Raw genomic sequence first — 22914 nt, 5'->3', positions numbered from 1 at the left:
TATTTTTTAACGAATTAGATCGATGGTTCCACTCAATGAATTAATCAATTGTGAACCACTTTGCGTACCCACAAATATATCACATCTATAGGTATAAGTACCAGTTTCCGCTTCTTTTCCATCTAAATTAAATCCATTCCAATTGATTTCTGGATCGGCGGTTTCATAGACCAAATTGCCCCATCGATTAAAAACGGAAAACTGAATCCTATCGACAAAGGCTTTTCGCAATGGAAAATATAGATCGTTGTTACCATCACCATTGGGAGTAAAGACATTGGGCAATATATATAGTGGACATGCGTCCACACAAATGGTATCACTGGTCGGACCTAGATTGCCAAAATCGTCGGTAAATCGAACGGTATAACATCCTGCAAAACCATCGGTACTGCTGTGATTGGCCGTTTCATTATTGATAAAGGACAACGGATTGCTATCTGTAATATCGACAAATTCATCGCTGCCAAACGGTCTAAAGTAAACGGAAGTAAACAAATCATTGATTTGGTCACTACAGGTATCGGACAAACCAAAACTCAAAGTATTGGAAAATATCGTTGCATTGGGATTGTCCATACAATTGGACTCCACCGTCAATATAGGCTTACAGGGAGGAATCACATCATCGGGAATGACGCATAACTCTTGTGAAAAATTATAGGTAGTATCTGGATATGATATTCCGACGAATACACCAGCACCCTCGACTTTATAACAATACTCAACCCCATTTTCGACATCGTCATCTGTAAAATTAGGTAAGATGGATTTTCCAATTTCTACAAACTCGCCGCCCTCTTCTCTGAATATCGTATACTCGTAATTCATCCATGGAGTCAATGAGTTCCACGTCAAGTTTACTCTCTTGTTGGCTACCTGGGAAGTCAATACAATCGTCGATGCTATCGAGGAAAATCCAATATCTCTACTCTGTGCTTGTAATATGACCTTGTAAAAAGATTGCTCAGTCTCTGTATTCAACCCAGTATGTGTATAGAAATACTTGAGATCAAAAGAATCTATATTGCTGGCCGTAACCAATGCATCCGGGATGGGGCTATACACACCATCAAGACTATAAGAATGATACAATTGCATTATATAAGGTCCATCTACATTGGCCGAATCAACATTAATTTCTGGCTTTATCCATTCAACATCAACGATACCGGCAGTAGTACTGGTCTGACTGATATTTGCCCTTGTCAATAAAGGCAAATCCCTTTGAATCATGATACATACTTCTTCACTAGGCCTACTTTCCACGATATTGTAAGGATTATTACCTGCACTTGTTTTAGCAAATCTTGCTGTCACACGGTAACAATAGGTCACTCCATTCTGCACCGTCTCATCTTGAAACATTTCGGGACTGTCAGCATCCACAAAACCCGCAATTTCATAGCCATAATTTTCCAGAGAAGGCAAACACACATCATCGGGCACATTGCTACTTCCTATCCTTCGCCATATCGTATACCCTTGAAAATTATTGGCCATATTACAAGAGTATTCTTCATTCCAAGTTAAAATATTTAAGGTTCCCGTTCGCTCAATAGCCAACCCCTCGGGTGCAGGACCTACTACGGTAATATTCAATGTTTTTAAATCTACCAATCCGCCGGTATCCTGAAAGAAATCATCGACGGCCTTAAAAACAACGGTATAGCCTTCTTTCTGAATGTGTGAGCAGTCGGTCTGCCAAATAAAATCACTTTCTCTTGGCACGGGTTGAAACCCGGGATCGCTAATGAATACAGCTGGCGAAACATCTAGAGTCAACGGTCCTCCCAAAGCCGTCAATCTTACTTGCTGAGTTTCAAATTCAGGATCGTTCACACCGACCTTGAGATCAATTAAACTTCCCGCTTCCACACATATATTAGTTGCGACATCGATACTGGGCGGATTGTTATCGCAGTCCAAGATTTGAATCTGCATATCCCTAACAATAGTACCGATGAGAACGCCTTGTCGATATTCTTTTATCCGAATAGCGATATTGTACTGCCCGGCTCTCTGGGGTGAATTCCATATTAATTCTCCCGTCCTTTCATTTAGAGAGAGCTGATTATTATCTCCTGGGGATATTTGATCTGGATATAAATAATTGGGTACTTCCGTTCCCACATCTTGCAATGGAACGATTAACTCATAGGCCAAACTATCGCCGTCGGGATCATAGGCATTGGGATTGTGAATAAAAGGTTTACCTACACAGCCCATATCTATTGGCGGTTGCAATAATATGGCAGAACTATTCTCTCCTTGAAATTGCTGACTTAGAAAAGAAAAGGAAGTGGTAATGTGAAATCGTATCCGAATAGAATTGGGATAGTTTACATTCAATATTCCTCCTATCCTATTGGGATCGGTCATCCCTATAGTATAGGTACCTCTTCCCGGATAGGTGTGTTCTTCTACGTAAAAGTTCTTCTGAATATCGTTCTCCAGCATTTGTCCATCGCCATTGGTACGGGCAATAGTCTGAATACTGCCATCTCCCCAAAATACGATTAAACTATCTCTATCTACGTGACTACTGGACTTGGTATAAGTAACAATGGTTATTCTAATGGTGAGTTCTCCTATCTGTTCATAAGTAATTTCTCCCGCTCTATTATGAGTTGCATAGAGGGAAGTATTTGCCAATAAATAGCAAATCACAACATAACCTAATATTATCCATTTTTTTCCCACCTACTAAAGATATTAAAATCGGAGAAATTATATAAAATTAGAGTGTTAACCTTTATAAAAATATAGAAATTCTATCGAAAATACGAAAGACCTATTTGGTGATAATACGACCACACCTATAGTCTTATTTGCTTTTACTCTGTCTTATTTGATCCAAACAAATAGATAGTGAATCCTTCCAGGGCAGTATTTGTACCGAAGGGCATTTTGCTGTTATCTTGCTGCTATCCAGAACAGAATAACTCGACCTTTGAGCTTTGGTTGAATATTCGGCAGAAGTAATTGGCAATACCTTACAATGGGGATAATCCTCGGCCAATATTGCCTTGGCAAATTCCCACCAAGTAATACTCCCCAGGTTGGCGTAATTAAAAATATCAGAATCCATTGGAAACCGGTTATCTGTCTCAATGAGGGCAACTATGGCCTTTGCCAAATCACCGGCAAAAGTAGGTGATCCTACCTGATCAGAGACTACAGATATTTCGTTGCGAGACTGAGCCAACCTCATCATGGTCTTTACAAAATTTTTCCCATAAGAAGAATACAACCAAGATGTTCTCACGATAAAATAATGAGGTTCAATGGTTTGAACATAATCCTCACCCCTCTGCTTGGACTTACCGTAAATATTGATGGGTTTTATAACACCGTCTTCTATTATTGGCTTATCCGATACCCCATATACATAATCGGTCGACACGTGAATCAAGGTAATTCCAGCTTCTTTGCAATACTGGGCCAAATATTTCACCCCTTCTGCATTAACAGCAAAAGCTTTTTCCTCTTCGTCTTCAGCAGCATCAACTGCGGTATAGGCTGCAGCATTAACGATGTAGTCCAAATCGTAAGAAGACAACTGCCCTATTGATGCTTCATCGGTGATATCTATAGTTTTTCTGTCGAAAAAAGTCCACTTTATTTCGGGATGATCATTGTGCAAATCATATAATTCTTTACCCAACTGTCCTTGCGAACCGAGTACTCCTATCTTTATCATATGCCTATCGGTGTATGTTGAGCAAACTTGGGATGTTTTTTGTCTTTATCGGATAGACTGACTGAGGCAGCTCCCAGTTTCCAATCGATATTCAAATCGTCATCGTTCCAGATAATACCACCTTCCGCTTTGGGATTGTAATAATTATCGCACTTATATTGTATTATAGCCTTCGGAGATAGAACTGAAAAGCCATGGGCAAAACCCGCTGGCACCCATAATTGCAACATTTCTACATCGTCTAATTCAATTGAAAAATACTGCCCATAAGTCTTCGATTCCGGTCTAATATCCACCACTACATCCAGGATCTTGCCCTGTACGGCTCGAACCAATTTTCCTTGAGCATCCTTCCCCCTTTGGTAATGAAGGCCTCGGACCACGCCATAGGAAGATTTTGATTGGTTTTCTTGAACAAAGTTTACCGCAATTCCATGGTCATGAAGTAGGTCTTGTCGATAACTCTCAAAAAAGTAGCCTCTATCATCTTTAAACACGCGAGGTCTTATTATTCTAAGCCCCTCTAGAGGTGTTTGCTCTATTTTCATAATTACTTTTGTTTAAATACAACACCAATTGGCACTCCAGTAAAATCGAACTCTTTTCTAAGTTGATTCTCAATAAAGTTTTTATAAGGCGTTTTAATCTCCCTCGGATAGTTACAATAAAATGCAAATGCCGGGTACGACAAAGGTAGTTGAGTGATATATTTAACTTTAATAAATACTCCTCTATACGCTGGAGGTGGCGTTTTTTCCAAAATCGGCAACATCACCTCGTTGAGGACAGAGGTCTTAATCTTCTGACTTCTATTATTATACACCTTAATACTCTCGTCCAATACCTTCATGATTCTCTTGCGATCTATGGCACTGGCAAAGACGATAGGCACATCATTAAATGGTCTCAATTTGTCCCGCAATTTCTTTTCGTAGTCCCGGGCCGTATTGGTTTCTTTTTCCAATAAATCCCATTTATTGACCACCACTACTACGCCTTTCTTTCTTTTTTGTATTATTCTGAAAAGTTTCATATCCTGGGTTTCTATTCCCATCTGAGCATCCAACATCAGTATACACACATCGGCTTCATCGATGGCTCTAACCGCTCTCAACACAGAATAGAATTCCAAATCTTCGTGCACCTTTGATTTCTTCCTGATCCCCGCAGTATCCACTAAATACAATTCCCGATCGTACTTATTGTAATAAGAGTGAATGGAGTCTCGTGTCGTCCCAGCGATATCGGTAACTATATTGCGCTCTTCGTCGAGTAGGGCATTGGTCAATGACGATTTTCCCACATTGGGTTGACCAACGATGGCCAGCTTGGGAATATCTTTTTCCATTTCCTCCTCTTTTTCGGGCAATATGGTTATAATCTCATCCAACAACTCTCCACTTCCACTTCCAGACAAAGAAGACATAAAATAGGTGCGTTCAAATCCCAGGCTCCAAAATTCATTGGCCTCTAATTGTCGATTAAAATTATCGACTTTATTCACGACCAATATAATGGGCTTTTTAATAGGGCGCAGCATTTTTGCAACGTCCTCGTCCAAATCCGTTATTCCTGTAGACACATCGACCATAAAGAGAATAACATCGGCCTCATCGATAGCCAATTTAACCTGACTACCTATTTCGATTTCAAATACATCATCTGTATTTTTCACAAATCCACCGGTATCTACCACGGAAAAAGACTTGCCATTCCAAAAACTTTTACCGTAGATCCGATCTCGAGTCACTCCACTTTCATCATCTATTATGGCCATTTTTTCACCCACCAATCGGTTAAATAGGGTGGATTTCCCAACATTGGGACGTCCGACTATCGCAACTAAATTTGACATACTTTATATTGTTAATATCCGAACCTTTCGAGGAGATTATCATTATCCCTCCATTTTTCTCGGACTTTTATGTGTAGTTTTAAAAATACTTTTTTACCCACGAATTCCTCAATTCGCTTTCTCGATGCTATGCCGAGGTTTTTTATAGACTCTCCCCCCTTTCCTATGAGGATAGACTTTTGTGTTTTGCGATTTACATAAATCATGGCTTCTATGTGATGAATATCTTCTAGCTCTTTATAGCTCTCTATATCTACTTGGCAGGAATAGGGAATTTCTTGTCTAAACTGCAAAAATATTTGCTCTCTAATCATTTCGCTGACAAAGAAGCGCACATCTTTATTTGAAATTTGATCTTTGGGAAAATAAGCTGGTCCTGGAGGTAATGCCTCCAACAAATCTGGGAACAAATCCTCTACTCCCTTCCCCTGCAATGCAGAAATCGCGAATACGGCCTTAAAATCAACTTTTTCCTTCCAATCATTTATGACTTTATCGACGTCTTCTTCCTTGTATTTATCGATTTTGTTGACGACTAAAAATTTGGGAATTTCTATGCCGGTAATTTTATCGATCAAATCGGATTCCAACAATTGCCTATCACCGGGTTCTATCATAACCATTAACACATCGGCATCCTGAAAGGATTCAGAAACATAGGCATTCATTTTTCTATGCATCGAATAACTTTCATCTTCAACGTAGCCGGGCACATCAGACAGTATCATCTGATAATCATCACCAGAAAGTATCCCCAATATCCTATGTCTTGTGGTCTGTGGCTTATGTGTTACAATGCTCAATTTGTCTTCTAGCAGAAAATTCATTAAGGTAGATTTACCTACATTGGGCAATCCTATAATATTTACATAGCCAGATCGATGTTCTTCATTATTCAGTTTCAATAAAATTCTTTTTTAGAATCAAAGCATCAAAGGTATTAAACAAATTGGGAGGATCATGCTTTCGCCATTCAAAATTCATTAAATGAGGCAATATATTTACGTAGTGATGCAAATGAGTATTGATCATTTCTTCGTAAACATGTTGATACAAGTTGAGATACAAAATCCATCCCCCTTCTTCAATCACCGACTCATACCATTCCTCGTAATAATCTTCATCACCACCGTGAAAATTAAGAACATTTTCACCGATAATAGCAAACTTAAATATGCCATTATCCATTAAGTGATTGAGAACATTTTGTTTAAAAAACATAATGTCGTTGTGCAGACAATCATTCCATTCACCGATCATTTCTATGATGGCAAAGCCCATATCATAATCTGCAAATATTATTTTATGATACAGGGTATCCGAACCAAATTCATCCCACTGAGGATGGATATAATAATTATAAACCCTGTTGGTAAAATAAAATTCATCGTAATTTTTACCATAAAGTAAGGATTGAGGATCATCCTCAACGGTATATAAATTCCTCCAATTATAATATGGTTCTATATCGTGCAATCTCTAATGTTTTAATTTTTTAACTCAGTTATTTCACCTTTCTATACTAAATGATTAAATAGACCTCTTATTAATACAACTAAAATTAAATATATTGTGTTCTAAAAGTATTCAAAAGCCCAAAAGATTCTCATGAAATTCATTGTCTACAAATCTATAATCTAATGCTGCGCTTAATATCAAGTATAACGCTCGTTCTTTGCGCACATATATTTACCTTTGCGCAAGAATGTAAATTTACCAATAAAATAGCTATTCCCGATAATGGTTCTATTCAAAATATAAAAATTGAAGCCGATACCAGAAATGCTGGCTCTAATATTCTTTGTGGTGTCACACTAAATTTTGAACACGATTTTATCGGCGATTTATTCGTTGAACTTATTAGTCCCGATGGGCAAAGATTAACATTGATTCAGAGTTCAGCCTCATCGGCCAATACCGACAATTCAACCTGGGATATTACCTTTGTTCGCGATCTCGCTTCTACAGCCCCTGATCAATTTAAATTGCCCGAATGGGGAAATAACACCTGGTCCAAAAACCAATCCTATACTGGAGCCTATCTCCCAGAGGACAATAACGGACTCAGTGTATTTGACAACAGTCAATTACTGGGCACTTGGAATCTCAATATTGCAGACAGTACCGAAGGGGGCTTGGGTAGCTTGCTTTCTGCCGCCTTAGTTTTTTGTAATCCAACAACCAACTGTGCCCCCTGTACAACCTCTTCCGATCTGTTAAACAACACTGATCTGGGATCGTTTTGTGGAGGAGATCCTAGCCTTGCTTCTATTCGACCTACCATCCTCACAGCCAATACCACTACCGATCTCGAAATCACTTACGTCGTCCTCGATCCGTCCAACAATATTGTCCTTGAAGGTCAATCCCTTGATTTCACATCGTTGCCCAAGGGCAAGTATCGAATATATGCCGTTCAATATCGATCGGAAAATTACCCCTTGATTCAAACCGCAGTCAATTGGAATATTTTAAATAATTTATTGGTCGGAAAAAGTTCTAAAATATGTGGATCAATTTCTAACCAAAATTATACGATTGAGATTTTATCTGACCCCTTTCCCATCCAAGCTAGTCAAAAAGTATTTGGGCGAAATTATATTGATATCGATGGTCAAAGAATAACCTCAGATCAATTATTGATTAGAGATTTACTCACCTCAGATGGATGCGATAGTACAGTACACCTGGATATTCAATTTTTAAATTATCAAACCAATTTTTCACAAGATAAAAACTACGACTGCAACAATACCAGTATTGAATTGTCGGTGAGTAATTCCGAAAATTTCCCCGTGCATAGATGGTTTACAAAAACGGGGTATATCGATGCTCAATCAGATGTATTTTCCAATAAAATCACTGTGGTTTCTCCTGGTGAATACTTCGTTGTATTTGAAATCGAAGATTATCTAGACACGGTAGCTTACACCCTGCAAAGTATGGCCGACGTCCCTTTATTTACCCTAGACAATGAATATACCATCTGTGGCAACAGTTTCGTAGAAGCCAATATAGGAAGTAATTACGATGGCATGCCCACTGTCATCCCTTCTGATGGCGTAGTGATTACCGGCAATACCATTAGGTTTACTACCCCTAGATCTTATACGATAAGACTGCAAAAGGGATCTTGTTCCATCGACAAAACCATACTGGTAACCAGAGACAACAGTTTAGCCTCAGTGACTATTCAAGGAGGGCTTTTGTTATGCGAAGGCAGTACGACAAACTTGATCCCCGACTTAAGTGAAGAGTATGACAACTATCGATGGATTTTAAATGGCAATGTAGTCAGCACCAGTAAAACCTATAGTACAGATATTATTGGAGATTATTTATTCGAAGCATACAATGACAACAGTTGTGGTCTTCAGGGAAATGTAACTGTGCTCAAATCTCTGGATGCGGGTCAAATAACCATCCAAGGACCAGATTTAATCAACTGTAATAATCAATCAAACGACAATTATCTATATGTAAACATCGATTCTGATTTTTCTGCGGTTTGGACCAGACCAGACGGCTCACAGATAACCAATGACTCCGTCCTCATCTTAGGCGACGGGATGTATTCTGTAGATATAAGTACTCCTTCTGGATGTAATTTTACGGAAAATAAAATGGTCTCTACCAATCTATCTACCATTGATTTCACCGTACCAGCCTCATTGGCCTTGAATTGTTCTTCTCCTCAAACTAGAATTACAGCCACAGGATTTACAGCAGCTAATTACAGTATATCTTGGTCGGGAAATGGATTAACCAGTAGTCAAAATTACATAGACGTGGACAAATCCGGAGTCTACAATGTTACCGTAACCCATACCGACTCCAAATGCAGAACGAATAAATCGGTCTCCGTCACCGCCAATACTGACAAACCCATTGTAGACTTCTCTCCCAGCCAAGCATCGATCACATGTGAAAATATCGCAACCGGCAATAATTGGCCGAAAATACAAGCCAATATCAGTCAATGTGCCAATTGTAGTGTAAGCGTTCTTCCTGGCATAGACGCTTCATGGGATGATGCCAGTCAAACTATAGAAGTTAGAGAACCAGGCCAATTTACACTTCAAGTAACCAATACCGACATCAATTGTGTTACGGAAGCCAGCTATACTGTATCTGCCGATACTACAGCCACACCTCCGAATATAACTATCGATCATATCGGTTGCGGAGATACCCAAGGCGGATTTACCATTTCCGATGCCGTGGATTATTCATCTTTATATCTATACGACGAAAGCAATAATCCCATATTATCTTTTCCTGGCAATAAATTAGACACCAATCAAGCTGCTGTATTTACTCTGTCCTATAGACAAGATCAAAACAGTTGTGCCAATCTTATTCCTATAGAAATCCTAAACACTCAAAATCCTCCACAACCTCAATATCAGCCCACGGCCGAAATAGAATGTAGTTCTGGTTATGCGACATTGATTATCACAGAACCCACTTTGACGACCATTGACTGGACCTTCGAAGGAGGAAATTTGCCTCAAAAAACCAAAACCATACAGGTAGACAAAGCTGGAGTTTATTCTTTTTCTGCCATCAACGACGAAAATTGCATGGTTCAAGGTCAAATAACGGTTATAGATGGACGACAACCTCCTCAGATTACACTTTTATCAGAATATGAACTGTCTTGTAGCAATCCCTCTATCACCATAAATTATACTCGTCCCAGTAGTATAACCCAGCAAACATGGTTAGGTCCCAATGGATATCTGTCCACCGAACAATTTCCAACGCTAACCACTCCCGGCAAATACTTGGTGAATATTGAAGACAATAAGGGCTGTATAAACACTCAAGAATTTTTCGTTACAGAACAAAGTTTTACTTTAAACCCCAGTATTGAATTTGATACCATTACCTGTGATATCAATCCAAGTATAGCTCATTTAGACAGTTATAATCAGATAGCCTCAGTTACTTGGAGTGACGAAGGAGGGCGTATCTTGACCAGTGATAGTTTCGCGCTGTACAATACTGGTCGTGTTTCTGTATATATTGAAGATATTAATGGATGTTCGCAATCTACATCCATCGAAGTTTTCAATGATTTGGAGAAAGTGAATACCTCTGTAACAGCTGCAACCATAAATTGTGAAATGCCCAATCCAGTGCTCACGGCTACCGTAATAGGGAATCCCAGCCGAGCGGTAAATCACAATTGGTATTTCAATGGCAATCTCCTATCTACGAGCAATAATCTAACGGCCACTGATTCTGGCCAATATTTACTGGAATCCTATTTCGATAACGGCTGTAGAGACAGTGTATATACCTTTGTCAATTTGGATACTGTTAAGCCCATCATAAGTTTGCCTGTAGATACAATATCATGCTTGAACTCAAAAATTAAAATGCCCATAGAAATCCAAAAGCAAAATTTGAGATCGGCATCGTGGACCTCTGATAATGGATTTACTTCCACAGTCTTCCAACCCATATTTACTGAAGCGGGCACATATGATTTAACCTATACCGCCAAAAACGGTTGCGTGGGTACAGCGACATACCAACTCTTTGCCGACCTGGAATCGCCCACTATTGATTCGGTAGGTTATTTATCATTAGGATGTAATGGACAAACTGTTCCTTTGGGGTATTACAGTTCTGATTCCATAGTCAACCAGTTTTGGAAGGATCCCAACGGCATTATTCTTCCTAGTCAAGTGACGACCATCCAAGCAGCTGGTGAATATATTTTATATTTAGAAGGCCCTAATGGCTGTGCGATGATCGACACCTTCGATATAGTAGAAACCATTCATCCAGAAGTAGAATTGGAAGTAGAACCAGCCAACTGCAGGGACAATGAAGGGGAAGCACTCGCCGTATTAGAACAGCCTTTTTTTGGTGTTGAATGGCGAAGTGGTGGAAGCAACAACGTGGTCGGTAATAATATTTCAATACAGAACCTCGCCATAGGCATGCACAATGTAACGGTCACCAATCCCATCAATGGATGTTCCACCGTTGTAGATTTTGAGATTTTAGATGCATCTAGCCAATTGGGAGTTAGTCTTATGTTAGACGATTCTCTTCGCTGTGAAAAAAATACTGCAAATATCATTTCCCAAATGATGACTCCATCCAATCACTATACATATCAATGGACATCGGTAAGCGATGGCTCTATTTTGGCAACCAGTCCCAACTTAATGGTTACCGGTGAAGGGCAATACCGATTATTGGTTACCGATACCAGTAATTTTTGTACCATCACAGAAGATTACGATGTAGTGAGAGCCTCCAGCTCCTTACGGTCTATCGTTCTGAATACCACAGACCCAGCTTGCTTCTTGGGCGCTACAGGATCTGTAGAAATACTCGATGTAGTGGGGGCCAATAATATCAATCAAATTCAATCGCGAATCAACAATACAGAATTTGCCTTTGGCAGTTATTATTCTCAATTATTACCCAATCAAACCTATCAATTGACGGTAAAAGACGAATATGGATGTACCATATCTACTAATTTCTCCTTGCAATTGGTCGGTCTCATTGAACGAGATAGAAGCTTGAGTGATTACGATCTGATCAAGGGTGACACCATAGACCTCAACTCTCATCTATATAGTGTGAGAACTAATTTACTCGAATCAGAAATCAGTGAAAAGACCTGGACCATTGATGGATCCACCTATTCATGTGATCAAGGCTGTGAAGAACCTGCCAATATCGTACTGACAAACAGCAGTTATGTATACACCTCGGCTTCCAATGAATTTGGTTGTACCGTAAGAGATACCTTCCATATCAATGTGCGAGAAGGCGATCTACTCGACATCCCCAATGCATTGTATTTGAATAGTAGTTCCGAAGACAATAGACACGCCTGTATCTATACCAATAAATACATAGAAACCATTCACCAATTTATTGTATTTGAAAGAAGTGGTGCCATCGTATTTGAACGAAAAGAATTTAACCCTCGCGCTTCGTCCAATTATGTCAATTGCTGGTCGGGACTTGTAGAATCCTCCCAAGAACCAATGCCAGCAGGCAATTACACCTATTTCGTAGAATATTCAACCAATACTGGAGAAAGAAAAGAAAAATTTGGTTCAATATTTTTGATAAGATAATAGATGAAAAATACTTCATTAATATTTTAATAAATAAAAAATTAAAGAATAAAAGAATTAATTAATTGTAATATATTATATTAGCTTGTAATAGTCTAAATATCAATAGGCTAATCCATGGCTAATGAGCTATAGATAATATTCTATTTACTACCAATTGCAAAAAATTAATTCATGGGAAAAAAAACACTGTTTTTAATAGGCATTCTATTGACCATAATTATAGGTAGTTACTGTTATTGGGTTTATTGCTGTGGTTGTTGTGTGAAGGAGGAAAAAAGCTCATCGGTAATGGCCCAATCTAATCGACCTCTTCTCGAAGAAGAAGGCTTTCCATTTAACTGGTCAGACAATTTATCAAATAATGAATACCATTGTACAGATAATTTTATTTTTAAACAAGGCCAACCTATCATTGTAGAGCCAATTAGCGATTCGGTTGACATAGGTATTGACAAACTGAGGCAACATCTTGTAAATAATTCAGAAAGAGATTTATTGATTACCGGGTATTATGGTGAGACGGAAGCCGAATCCATGCCTAATTTGGGACTTAAAAGAGCAGAAGCCATCAAAGAATACTTAGTTTCCAAAGGATTGAATCCTGCTAAAATATACCTCGCCTCTCAGTTAACTGACCAATTGAATGTCAGCAATAATAATGTTATGAAGTCTTCAAGTTTGAAAATTGGCAGTAAAGATGAATTTGGTGATGTGCTATTGGATTTAAATTACGCTAGGTTAACTACAGGACTAAAAGCCCATCCTTTAAATATTTATTTTGATTACAATAGGGACAAACTGGCAATCTCTCAGGCCAAAACCGACAGTTTAAATAATATCATAGATTATCTTAAAGAAGTGCCGGGGTCAAAAATAAAACTGGTTGGCCATACCGACAATAGGGGGAATCCCAACTACAATATGGTATTGGGTAAGAAACGTGCAGAAATTTTGAAAGCATATTTAATTAATCGCGGCATTGACTCCTCAGTCATAGAAGTAGAATCGGCAGGTCAAACTAGACCCATAGCCTCCAACGACAGTTCTGCTGGCAGATCTCTTAATCGAAGAACCGAAATAACTATTCAATAAATAACGACAAAAAATAACAATATGAATCTGTGCATCCTAATACCACTTATCGTTGGCTTAATCTGTGCTTGGCTTGGCTATTTGTTAGGTAAACTATTATCCAAAAACAGCAACAACGACCAGGAAGTCGAACATTGGAAATCACAATACAATAAGGTTTCTCGAGAATTACAGATTTGCAAGGATAAGAATATCGAATGGCAAACCAAGGCCAAACACAGTTCTCAGAGTCTCAAATCACAAGCCGACATTAGTTTACCCTTTAATGCCGTATTAGCTCGTACTGTATTTGGAAAAACCATTAAACAAGACGATTTAACCATCATAGAAGGAATCGGTCCCAAAATAAGTTCCTTGTTTGTGGATCACGGAATTACAACTTGGAAATTGCTTTCTGAGGCCAGTGTGGAAAAATGTCAGAAAATTCTAGATAGTGAAGGCGAACGATACAGTGTACACAATCCCGGCACTTGGCCAAGACAAGCCAAATTGGCTTATGAGGGTAAATGGCAAGAATTGTTGGATTGGCAGGACATTCTCGACGGAGGAAAAGAATAATACTTTATTTAAACCATTTTTTAGAAATAGTAATAATTTCACGGGAAATCCAAAAATCAGATATCTGCTAATCAATAAATTCGGTGACTAGCAGGATTGGCTGCAAATTGGTCTTTAGGGAATTTAAATTTGCTTTACTGAAGGGGTTGTCTGTATTTGGGGATATTATTTTCTTCAAACCACTGACTGGCGCCTTGGGCTGAGATGGATTTCATTTCGACTTTTAACAATCCTTTTTCAATCATTTTTAAAGAACTGGCAGCAGCCCAACTCAAATCAATTAAACGAGTAGAGCTCTGTGGTAGTCGATCATTCACTTTGACCACTATCGACTGCTTGCCGATGATGTCATTGACCATAACATAACTCCCTAGCTCAAGTGATTTATGAGCCGCAGAATAAACCGCGGTATCATATACTTCCCCTGATGCTGTAGGAAGACCGTGTAAACTATTATGATAATAGCTGGCTATTCCCTCTACAACATCATCATCGCCGACAACTTCTTGATTGACAGATGTATATACGAGTGTAAAAAACAAAACAGCAAAATAGGTTAATCCCTGCATATTCTAAATTTTGACAAAGATAAGCGGATTTTTTAAAAACCATTTGATTTAACCTCATGAGGAGAATTTACAATATTTTATTTAATTCATTAGCAATCAACATACTGCCTGTCCAAGCATTTTGAAAATTAAACCCGCCAGTTACCGCATCTATATTTAGAACTTCACCAGAAAAATAAAGACCAGGATAATTTTTACTCTTAAAGTTTTTAAAGTTTAACTGTGACAATTCCATTCCACCTGCAGTGACAAACTCTGATTTGTAAGTGGTTTTACCATTGACCATATAACGATCTGCAGTCAATACTTGATAAAGTGACGTCCATTCATCCTTATTGAGGTGGCTTACTACTTTTTCCCCATCAACCTTAGATCTCTGCAATAGATAAATCCACAAGCGAGATGGAATTTCTACTGGACGAATCGACTTCAGTCTTTTTTTACCGTGATTTAGCCTCATTTCTTCTACAAATTCATCCATGGTATTGAGCAAGAGCCAGGAAATACTAACCACAAACTTATAATTTAACTTGGCTAAATCTATTGCCGCATGGGCAGACATTTTTAATATTGCAGGACCACTCAATCCCCAATGTGTAATGAGGATGGGACCTTCACATTCAGAGTTATCGGTAGAGGGCAAAAACACCCTTCCTTGCTGAACCGAAATGCCAGCCATAGAGGTCAGCTTTTTATTATCTATCCGAAAGGTAAAAAGTGAGGGTACTGGTGAGACACAATCAATATCCTTACCTTTTAAAATATTCCAGTTTTTGGGTTGACTCCCCGTTGTGACCACGACTATATCGGCATGGTAGTCCGGTTTTTTGTCGAAGTGCAATACATATCCATTATTTTGATCTCTAGTCCAATCTATCCACTTATGTTGCAAGCGCAGCGAAACATGGTTCTTGGCAGCTTCGGCTTGTAAACAATCGATAATGGACTGGGACTGATCACTTACGGGAAAAACTCGACCATCTTCTTCAATTTTAAGAGATACACCTCTAGACTCAAACCACTCCATAGTATCTCCACAGGCAAAATGATGAAAAGGCCCCAACAATTCTTTCTTTCCCCTCGGGTAGTACTCTACCAAATCAGCAGGATCCCAACAAGCGTGGGTAACATTACATCTTCCTCCCCCAGATATCCTCACTTTTTGCAAAACTTTGGAAGTCTGCTCAAATATGGTTATTTCGTGTTTACCGTCTGTGTTATGTAGATTGGCAGCGAGAAAATATCCAGCTGCTCCCCCACCTAAAATTGCTATTTTCAATGTTGAATTGATTTCAATAATTCTTTATAATATAGAGTTTCCTCCTTCATGTCTATCTCGGGATAATGGGACTTAAAATTTAAAATTTTATCCAATTGCTTTTTAACAAATAACTGACTCGCTTCACTATTTTTGGATTTAAACCGGTGCGAAAGCCCCGACAGAATTGGTTGAATGGCATGCATCATTTGAATAGTCTCATTTGAAAAACAATGATCTCTAAACTTTTCTTGTATATATTTCACTGCCATATTATTGGGATGAACCAAATCCTCATCGACATATCGATAATCGCGTAAATCATCCATAAACAATTCATATGCGGGAAAATAGTCCACTCCAACCATCTCCGTCAATTCCTCTACGGCCAATATCAAACGCGCCTTACTGCGTTGATTTTCAATAAAACCATCCCTTAAATACCGTACTGGACTTATGGTAAATACAAATCGAATCTCAGTATTCACTAACTCTTTCAGTCTGATTACAATTGACTTAAGTTTTTGGGTAATAACCTCGAAACTCAAAATTTCCTTACTAAACTCGTTATTGGGCATACCGTGACAATTGCCCACTATATTCCCTGTATCTTTTCGACGATAGACCCAAGCTGTGCCAAGGGTAATTAAGACTATTTTGGGCCTGTCACTGCGACAAAAGATTTTAAATCTATTTTGTTGTTGGTTTATGGATTCGACCAAGTCATCTTCAGACTCCCCATACATATCACTGTGTAGATCCCAATGGAAATAATGAAGATGCCTATGTTGGCGTATAAGACTTTTATCGACACCATCACCAGACAACAAGGATATTTGTTTGCCTATGGATACTGGATTGTAAACATTGCCAAAGGGATTGATCCATGTAGACAACTTATAATTATCGAGATACGAAGACATATGATTGGAAAAACAAGATCCCAAAAAGAAAAAATCAGAACGGTAGTCCATTTTTTCTAACCATTCAATGTTGTCAAAACTCGTCGTCCGTTTCATAGCAATCAAAGGTATGAATAAAAAAAAGGATACCTTCAAATACTGAAGATATCCTTTTGTTTGTATGCAGTAATAATATATACATTTCTCACTGACCCAATTTGGCCTTAAGAAATGAAATATGATCCAACTATGGATTAATATTTTTTGAAATAGAGATCAAAGGTCTAACATCTGGAAGGATGATAAACTCTGTTCTTCTGTTAGGTTTCAATTCGTCGATTGACAAGTTATCACCTTTTACAACAGGATCAAATTCACCTTTACCTGCAGCCAACAATTGACCTGGCTCAACACCATTTTTAACCAAAGTTCTAACTACATTGGCAGATCTAGCAACAGACAAATCCCAGTTATCACGGTATGCAGCACCGTCCTTAATCATTTTATTATCAGTGTGTGACTCGATAATAACTTTTACATCAGAATGCGCTTTAAGAATATTTCCTACACTTCCGATCACTTCTTTTCCAGCAGATGATACATTTGCAGAACCAAAGTTGTACAAAATATCATCACCCAAAGTGATGTATAATTTACCGTCTTTTTCTTCTAAATCGATATTCTCATCTTCCAATAAGACATCGGCGATTTCGTCTTTAATGGTTTTGATTTTATTCACAGCAGCATTTCTTTCAGATTCTACTACTTGTACTCTTGTCTTTGTTTGGTCTAGGGTTGAAGACAAATCGGTCACTTGACCTTTCAATTTAGAAGCTTGACTTTCTAAGTCTTGATTCGCAGATTTCAAATCACTAATATCAGATTTAGCCTGATCTAGTTTATTGTTTAGTTCCATTTTTTGTGCTTCTAATTCGGCATATTTCTTTTTAGAAACACAGGAAGTCATTACTGACAATCCCAAGAATACTACTGCTGCAAACTTCACGTTCTTTCTCATAACAACATTTTTAATTAAATAATCCATTAACAATAATTTCAGTTTAAATTTCAATTTATTCGAAGAAAAGAGTCAGAAAAAACTATCACTTTTACACCTTCCTTACAAATACCATGCGAAGTTAGTATTTTAATTGTAATACATTTATCTTTTCATATACGTAATATATAAAAAAACTGTAAAAATTATTTCTTTTACGTAATTCTTCTACTCAATTTTTTTTATGAACATAGATTTATCCCAGTTCTGGCCAGATTTAACCATTAATAAAGGCAAAATATTTGATCCCATACGAAAAAAGTGGTATGTCGTCCAGCCTGAAGAATTGGTTCGTCAATGCATGATACAATATATAACAAAGTTCTTAAAATGGAACCCTCAATTTATAGCAATTGAAAAATCTATAGCAATTGGCACGCAAATTAAACGATTTGACCTCGTTTTATACAATATTCATCACCGCCCTATCCTACTGATAGAGTGTAAGGCTCCCGACCAACATCTCAATGACAAAGTTCTCGAACAAGCTATTTGGTATAATTATGAATTGGCCGCTCCATATTTAATGCTTTCAAATGGACAGGATCATCAATTGTATCAAGTCGATAATGCAAATAAAACATATGAAATATTAGAACAATGGCCGACAATGACGCAAAACCATAAATAAAAGGATGTCTACTTTTTTACAATAAAATATTAATATCTAATTATAAATATTCGTTGTCATTTTTTAAGAACAACTTAGGATTTTCCTTTTCATCATTGTTGCTCTCGCAATCCCTATATTATAACCTTTGATTGTTTTAAAAACTAATTTGGTTCAATTACCCCATGATTTGACAGGTAAGTTTCACTAATCTACAACCACACTACATGGATATCGATAGTAAATCTTATGCCTTCCACTCAGCTCAGTGCGCCGCTATCGAGATTTATTTGCTCCGCAAGGTCTCACTTATAAATTACTCTCTCCAATGATCAATAAAAATCAGACATTAGATTAAGATGTTTCTTCCCAAAATACTTCTATTGTCAATGCTTACACAAAATCGAGATTAGTACCCAATTGTATTGTCTGTATATTTATTTAAAATGATCTAAGCTCATTGTATTGAGCTTAAAAAATGCTCTTCATTTCCCGAAGTTTTACCAACTGGTTTATTCTTAATAGAATATAGAGGTATTTGATAACCACCTCGCATTTTTAGGTAAAATTCCCATTTCATTTATATAGGTGTGAGCTGAAATTCTAATGCTTTTTTGTCTGTGCAGATATTAAAGGCTTTTTCTCTTATAGCCCAGATGATTTTAATATTTTTTGAGATGCTATGCATTATATCCTTGAATTCTTGAGATTGGAATCGATGATTCAATTAAAGGATTGCCTAAATTCATTGGGGGAAGTATTGGTTTTCTTCTTAAATAATTTACTGAAAGAACCAGGATACTCAAAACCTAATTTAGCCAAACCACATCGTCTTCTGCTGGTATAGAAATAAAGGATGGTTTAATTTTGGTTTTTAATTTAGAAGTAATTGGAATCCCTACTTTTTGAATAAAATCTTTTTTCCCCATATAAATTCCGGAATAAGGTCAATTCCCAATCACCGTCCATATGACATCCTAGGCTAATAGGTCAATAAAACTTCTTCCTGAGGTTGTCCATTTCTCAAATGCTATTTTATACCAAATCCGTTTATAATTTTGATGTTATTAAAGTTTTCATTTAATTAAACCCTGTTGAAGTAGCTAAAGTTTTATTTTCTGCCATGGCACTCTGCACCGTTTCTATTTTAAGATTTGCATAATGATAGGGCGTCTTCTCCAATAAATTAAGTGTATGGGCGGTTGCTCTTGTTTGCTTAAAGCGATTAAAACTTTGGCAGCCTTTTTTGGGTCATTGGGTTGATTACCATTAATAACTGTTAAGTGCGCTTCTTCCATATTACGAGCACTTATATAGTCTTCAATGGGTTTAGCAGGTGTTTGAACAGAGTCCTCAGCTAAAAAATTAGTTCTAAAATAACCTGGATAAACTAAAGTTGTATGTACGCCAAATGGTTTCATTTCTTTTGCCAATGTTTCGGTAAAACCAGCAACCGCAAATTTTGTTGAACAGTAAACTCCGAAACCTGCAAAATTACCTGTATAACATCCAATGGTTGCGATATTGAAAATATGTCCAGAGTTTTGTTTGCGTAGATCCTGGGTAGCATTTCTAATTACATTTAATGAACCGAATCCATTTACTTTAAAATTCTTTTCTTCTTCATCTTCGGAAAGTTCCTCTAATGTCCCAATCTGACTATAGCCCGCATTATTGACCAAAACATCTAACCGGTTAAAATGATTAAGAATAGCTTCAATAGCTTTTCTAACATCTTGGTTTGGGGTTAAGTCCATTTCAGTGGGTAAGAATGTTTTATCCTCTTTTCCAATAGCAGCAATTAAGGATTCTTTATTTCTTGAAGTAGCGGCTACATTTTATCCTTCTGCTAATAACTTTTTGGCTAATGCCCATCCTAGACCTTTTGATGCTCCAGTAATAAACCATACTTTTTTTGATTCCATTGTTTTTGTTTAAAATTAGAATACAAAGTTGGCCCTATATATTTCCATTCCCTTTTCCAAATCTATGAAAGCTATAGGCAAATCTACTTTTTGCCTTGCAACTGGATTTATATAACCTTGAGAAATTTCGCAAGTAGTAGTAGTAGTAGTAGTAGTAGTATACCAAATGAATTTATTATAAATCATCAGGCAACTGCATATTGTTTCAGTATAAAAAGTTATGATTTTCATTCAAAAGGAAGTAAATCAATGTCCAATCTTTCTTTCGTAATAAATGTTTTGACTGGGTAATAGATCTTCTCCAACACCTGAGAATTGAGACAGGATGAGTGCTTTGAATAACTATTACGGTTAGCAAACTCAGACTTCGAATTCCACCTCGACCATCAACTTCTTGCAATTGTATTAGTTAAAAGAATTTTCCACACTTTTCTCTTTAACTAACTTAGATTCATTTTATATCGGCCTACCCAAACTCTTTAATTTCTCGACAATGGCCTTCAACACAATAAAGATGAGGAGGAAAAGACTAAAACGACCGAGGAAATCTCCCCATTTTGCATAAAAAGTAAGTTCGCTATTCAGAGGTACAATTTGAGTTAATACCGCCTGTTCATCGTAGTCATTCGGAGCTTGCATTTCCAATCCATTGGGATCAATAAAACCACATCTACCCAAATTAGCCGATCTAACCACCGATCTTCTCAATTCAATAGCACGTAATTTGGCATAATCATAGTGTTGTTTATACCCTTCAGTGTCACCCCACCATCCATCATTTGTGACCACGCCTAAGACATTACTTCCCTGCAACACATATTTCCTACAAAAATCACCATAGACTGACTCATAACAAATAACAGGACCTATATTAATATTTTGAAAAGTAAATACATCCTTGGATTGGGGACGACCATATCCGTATATCGAACCACCTAAACCATCCACAATAGGTTTAAAAAAGAAAAGCAAATTGCGATAGGGAAAAATTTCCGCACCAGGAACCAATTTGCGTTTGTGATAAAGGTCTATCTCATCAGGTTGAACCATTAATGCCGAATTGTACACCTCCCAATGGTAGTCTTCACCAAGTCTATCTGTCGAAGTACGAATAGAGGATCTATCGGGCAAAACTTCAGTTTGGCCAAAAATTTTCAGCGCAGTGATACCAGTCAGTATAGCGGTATTTTCCCGACTCTGCTCTACCTTATCTCTGAGAAATTTAACTGCTGATTGATTGTCTAAATCGTGAATATACACCCTGTCAAAACTAGTCTCTGGCAGTAGTATAAGATTGGGTTGTTCTTTGAGGGCTTCATCGATAAGACCATCAAAGACCTTAAACTTATCGTTGGCATTGGCCGAAAATTTCTCGTAATGGGGTTCAAAATTAGCATTGATGACCGATATCTTGCCTGAATTGGAAGAATATTCACTTTGAGAATAAATCCAAAAAGATCCAATCATCGGTATAAATAACCACAATGCGACTGGGATCAATTGGGTAATTGCCAATTTTCGTCGACGAATAATATTGATATAAAACAATTTAAACAAAAGTACATTTCCTCCCAAAAACCAAGCGGATCCACCTAAGACTCCGGTGAATTCATACCACTGTGCCAATAGAGGTGCCGAAGACATGGCATTGCCCAAGGTCAACCAAGGCCAAGAAATATCCCATCTCAAATGGATAAACTCAAACAACAACCAACAAGCTGTCCAAATAAGTCCGTAATATTCTTTGATCGTAACGGTTCTATACAACCAATTGGCCAATATAATAGGTAGGGTCATCAACAAACTGTTGAGGACAATAGCTACTATTCCAGCAGCCAAAGCAGAGTTGGCAACCCAATAAGTAGCCACAATATTCCACAATACAAAGGCATTAAAGAGAAAAATAAAAAATTGGCGACCAGAGATACTGCCCTCCTGCCTTTTTTTATCGAGATATAAGATCGGTATAAAACACAGAAAAGCAAATGGGATTATCCCGTATGGAGGAAAACTAAGGCCTAGTCCTAGACCACTAGCCATGGTCAGCAATATATATTTAAAACAGACATCTTTGTTGGAAGTCTTCACAAAAGTCAATACCAAGCCCAGAACTGTGAAATAAAATGACAGGAATAAGTATTCGGGCAACCTTTCCCACAACAGTTTTTCCGACATTTGTTGTAGGGAATAGGCCATACCGCATATCCCGAGGACAATCATACCATACTGGATAAAACGATATTTTTGCTGGCTGAGCTTCATAGCAA

At 37.6% G+C, this 22914-nt stretch carries 16 protein-coding genes; 4 read left to right on the top strand and 12 right to left on the bottom strand.

Annotation, left to right across the window (positions count from 1 at the left end):
- Positions 1-6 precede the first annotated feature (6 nt).
- The 6 genes from LVD51_RS20090 to LVD51_RS01590 form a co-directional block, all read right to left on the bottom strand.
- Positions 7-2703, bottom strand: coding sequence for a T9SS type B sorting domain-containing protein (locus LVD51_RS20090; protein ID WP_236969426.1), 2697 nt, complete (start codon positions 2701-2703; stop codon positions 7-9).
- A 124-nt stretch (positions 2704-2827) separates the two neighbouring features.
- Positions 2828-3703: a dTDP-4-dehydrorhamnose reductase gene (gene rfbD, locus LVD51_RS01610; RefSeq protein ID WP_236969425.1), complete on the bottom strand. Its 876-nt coding sequence runs from the start codon at positions 3701-3703 to the stop codon at positions 2828-2830.
- Complete coding sequence (gene rfbC / locus LVD51_RS01605; RefSeq protein ID WP_236969424.1) at positions 3700-4251, bottom strand: dTDP-4-dehydrorhamnose 3,5-epimerase; 552 nt, start codon at positions 4249-4251, stop codon at positions 3700-3702. The genes rfbD and rfbC overlap by 4 nt, the downstream gene beginning before the upstream one ends.
- Before the next feature lie 2 nt (positions 4252-4253).
- A complete protein-coding gene (der, locus tag LVD51_RS01600; protein ID WP_236969423.1) occupies positions 4254-5558 on the bottom strand; it encodes a ribosome biogenesis GTPase Der in 1305 nt (434 codons plus the stop codon).
- Between the two features lie 11 nt (positions 5559-5569).
- On the bottom strand, positions 5570-6463 hold the full coding sequence (era, locus tag LVD51_RS01595) for a GTPase Era (RefSeq protein ID WP_236969422.1): 894 nt from the start codon (positions 6461-6463) through the stop codon (positions 5570-5572).
- Positions 6450-7034, bottom strand: coding sequence for a hypothetical protein (locus LVD51_RS01590; RefSeq protein ID WP_236969421.1), 585 nt, complete (start codon positions 7032-7034; stop codon positions 6450-6452). Before LVD51_RS01590 ends, era begins: the two co-directional genes overlap by 14 nt.
- 164 nt (positions 7035-7198) lie before the next feature.
- Between LVD51_RS01590 and LVD51_RS01585 the strand changes: the two genes are divergently transcribed.
- The 3 genes from LVD51_RS01585 to LVD51_RS01575 all read left to right on the top strand — a co-directional run bounded on the left by LVD51_RS01585 (position 7199) and on the right by LVD51_RS01575 (position 14326).
- Entirely contained in the window at positions 7199-12673 is a 5475-nt protein-coding gene (locus LVD51_RS01585; protein ID WP_236969420.1) for a proprotein convertase P-domain-containing protein, read from the top strand.
- Between the two features lie 174 nt (positions 12674-12847).
- Positions 12848-13768 carry an OmpA family protein gene (locus LVD51_RS01580; protein WP_236969419.1) on the top strand — a complete coding sequence of 307 codons (921 nt, stop codon included), beginning with the start codon at positions 12848-12850 and terminating at the stop codon, positions 13766-13768.
- Positions 13769-13789: 21 nt separating this feature from the next.
- Complete coding sequence (locus LVD51_RS01575) at positions 13790-14326, top strand: hypothetical protein (RefSeq protein ID WP_236969418.1); 537 nt, start codon at positions 13790-13792, stop codon at positions 14324-14326.
- Positions 14327-14460: 134 nt separating this feature from the next.
- Here LVD51_RS01575 and LVD51_RS01570 read toward each other — a convergent pair whose 3' ends face one another.
- From LVD51_RS01570 to LVD51_RS01555, 4 genes are all read right to left on the bottom strand, one after another.
- Positions 14461-14895: a septal ring lytic transglycosylase RlpA family protein gene (locus tag LVD51_RS01570; RefSeq protein WP_236969417.1), complete on the bottom strand. Its 435-nt coding sequence runs from the start codon at positions 14893-14895 to the stop codon at positions 14461-14463.
- A 67-nt stretch (positions 14896-14962) separates the two neighbouring features.
- Positions 14963-16174 (bottom strand): aminoacetone oxidase family FAD-binding enzyme, encoded by a 1212-nt coding sequence (locus LVD51_RS01565; RefSeq protein ID WP_236969416.1) that lies wholly within the window; start codon positions 16172-16174, stop codon positions 14963-14965.
- Complete coding sequence (locus LVD51_RS01560; protein WP_236969415.1) at positions 16171-17172, bottom strand: GSCFA domain-containing protein; 1002 nt, start codon at positions 17170-17172, stop codon at positions 16171-16173. Before LVD51_RS01560 ends, LVD51_RS01565 begins: the two co-directional genes overlap by 4 nt.
- A gap of 130 nt (positions 17173-17302) precedes the next feature.
- The gene (locus tag LVD51_RS01555; protein ID WP_236969414.1) at positions 17303-18073 is read right to left on the bottom strand and encodes an OmpA family protein; all 771 of its coding nucleotides are present in this window, start codon (positions 18071-18073) and stop codon (positions 17303-17305) included.
- A 223-nt stretch (positions 18074-18296) separates the two neighbouring features.
- Here LVD51_RS01555 and LVD51_RS01550 point away from each other — a divergent pair, with 223 nt between their 5' ends.
- Positions 18297-18743 (top strand): type I restriction enzyme HsdR N-terminal domain-containing protein, encoded by a 447-nt coding sequence (locus tag LVD51_RS01550; protein WP_236969413.1) that lies wholly within the window; start codon positions 18297-18299, stop codon positions 18741-18743.
- A 1121-nt stretch (positions 18744-19864) separates the two neighbouring features.
- Here the strand turns inward: LVD51_RS01550 and LVD51_RS01545 are convergent.
- Complete coding sequence (locus LVD51_RS01545; RefSeq protein WP_236969610.1) at positions 19865-20515, bottom strand: SDR family NAD(P)-dependent oxidoreductase; 651 nt, start codon at positions 20513-20515, stop codon at positions 19865-19867.
- A gap of 588 nt (positions 20516-21103) precedes the next feature.
- The gene (gene lnt, locus LVD51_RS01540; protein ID WP_236969412.1) at positions 21104-22909 is read right to left on the bottom strand and encodes an apolipoprotein N-acyltransferase; all 1806 of its coding nucleotides are present in this window, start codon (positions 22907-22909) and stop codon (positions 21104-21106) included.
- Positions 22910-22914: the final 5 nt, after the last annotated feature.

The sequence above is a fragment of the Membranihabitans marinus genome, assembly GCF_021729155.1.
In the GTDB taxonomy this organism is placed as follows: Bacteria; Bacteroidota; Bacteroidia; order Chitinophagales; family Saprospiraceae; genus Membranihabitans; species Membranihabitans marinus.
The sequence above is the reverse complement of the archived record's forward strand: the minus strand, read 5'-3'. Positions and strand labels throughout refer to the sequence as shown.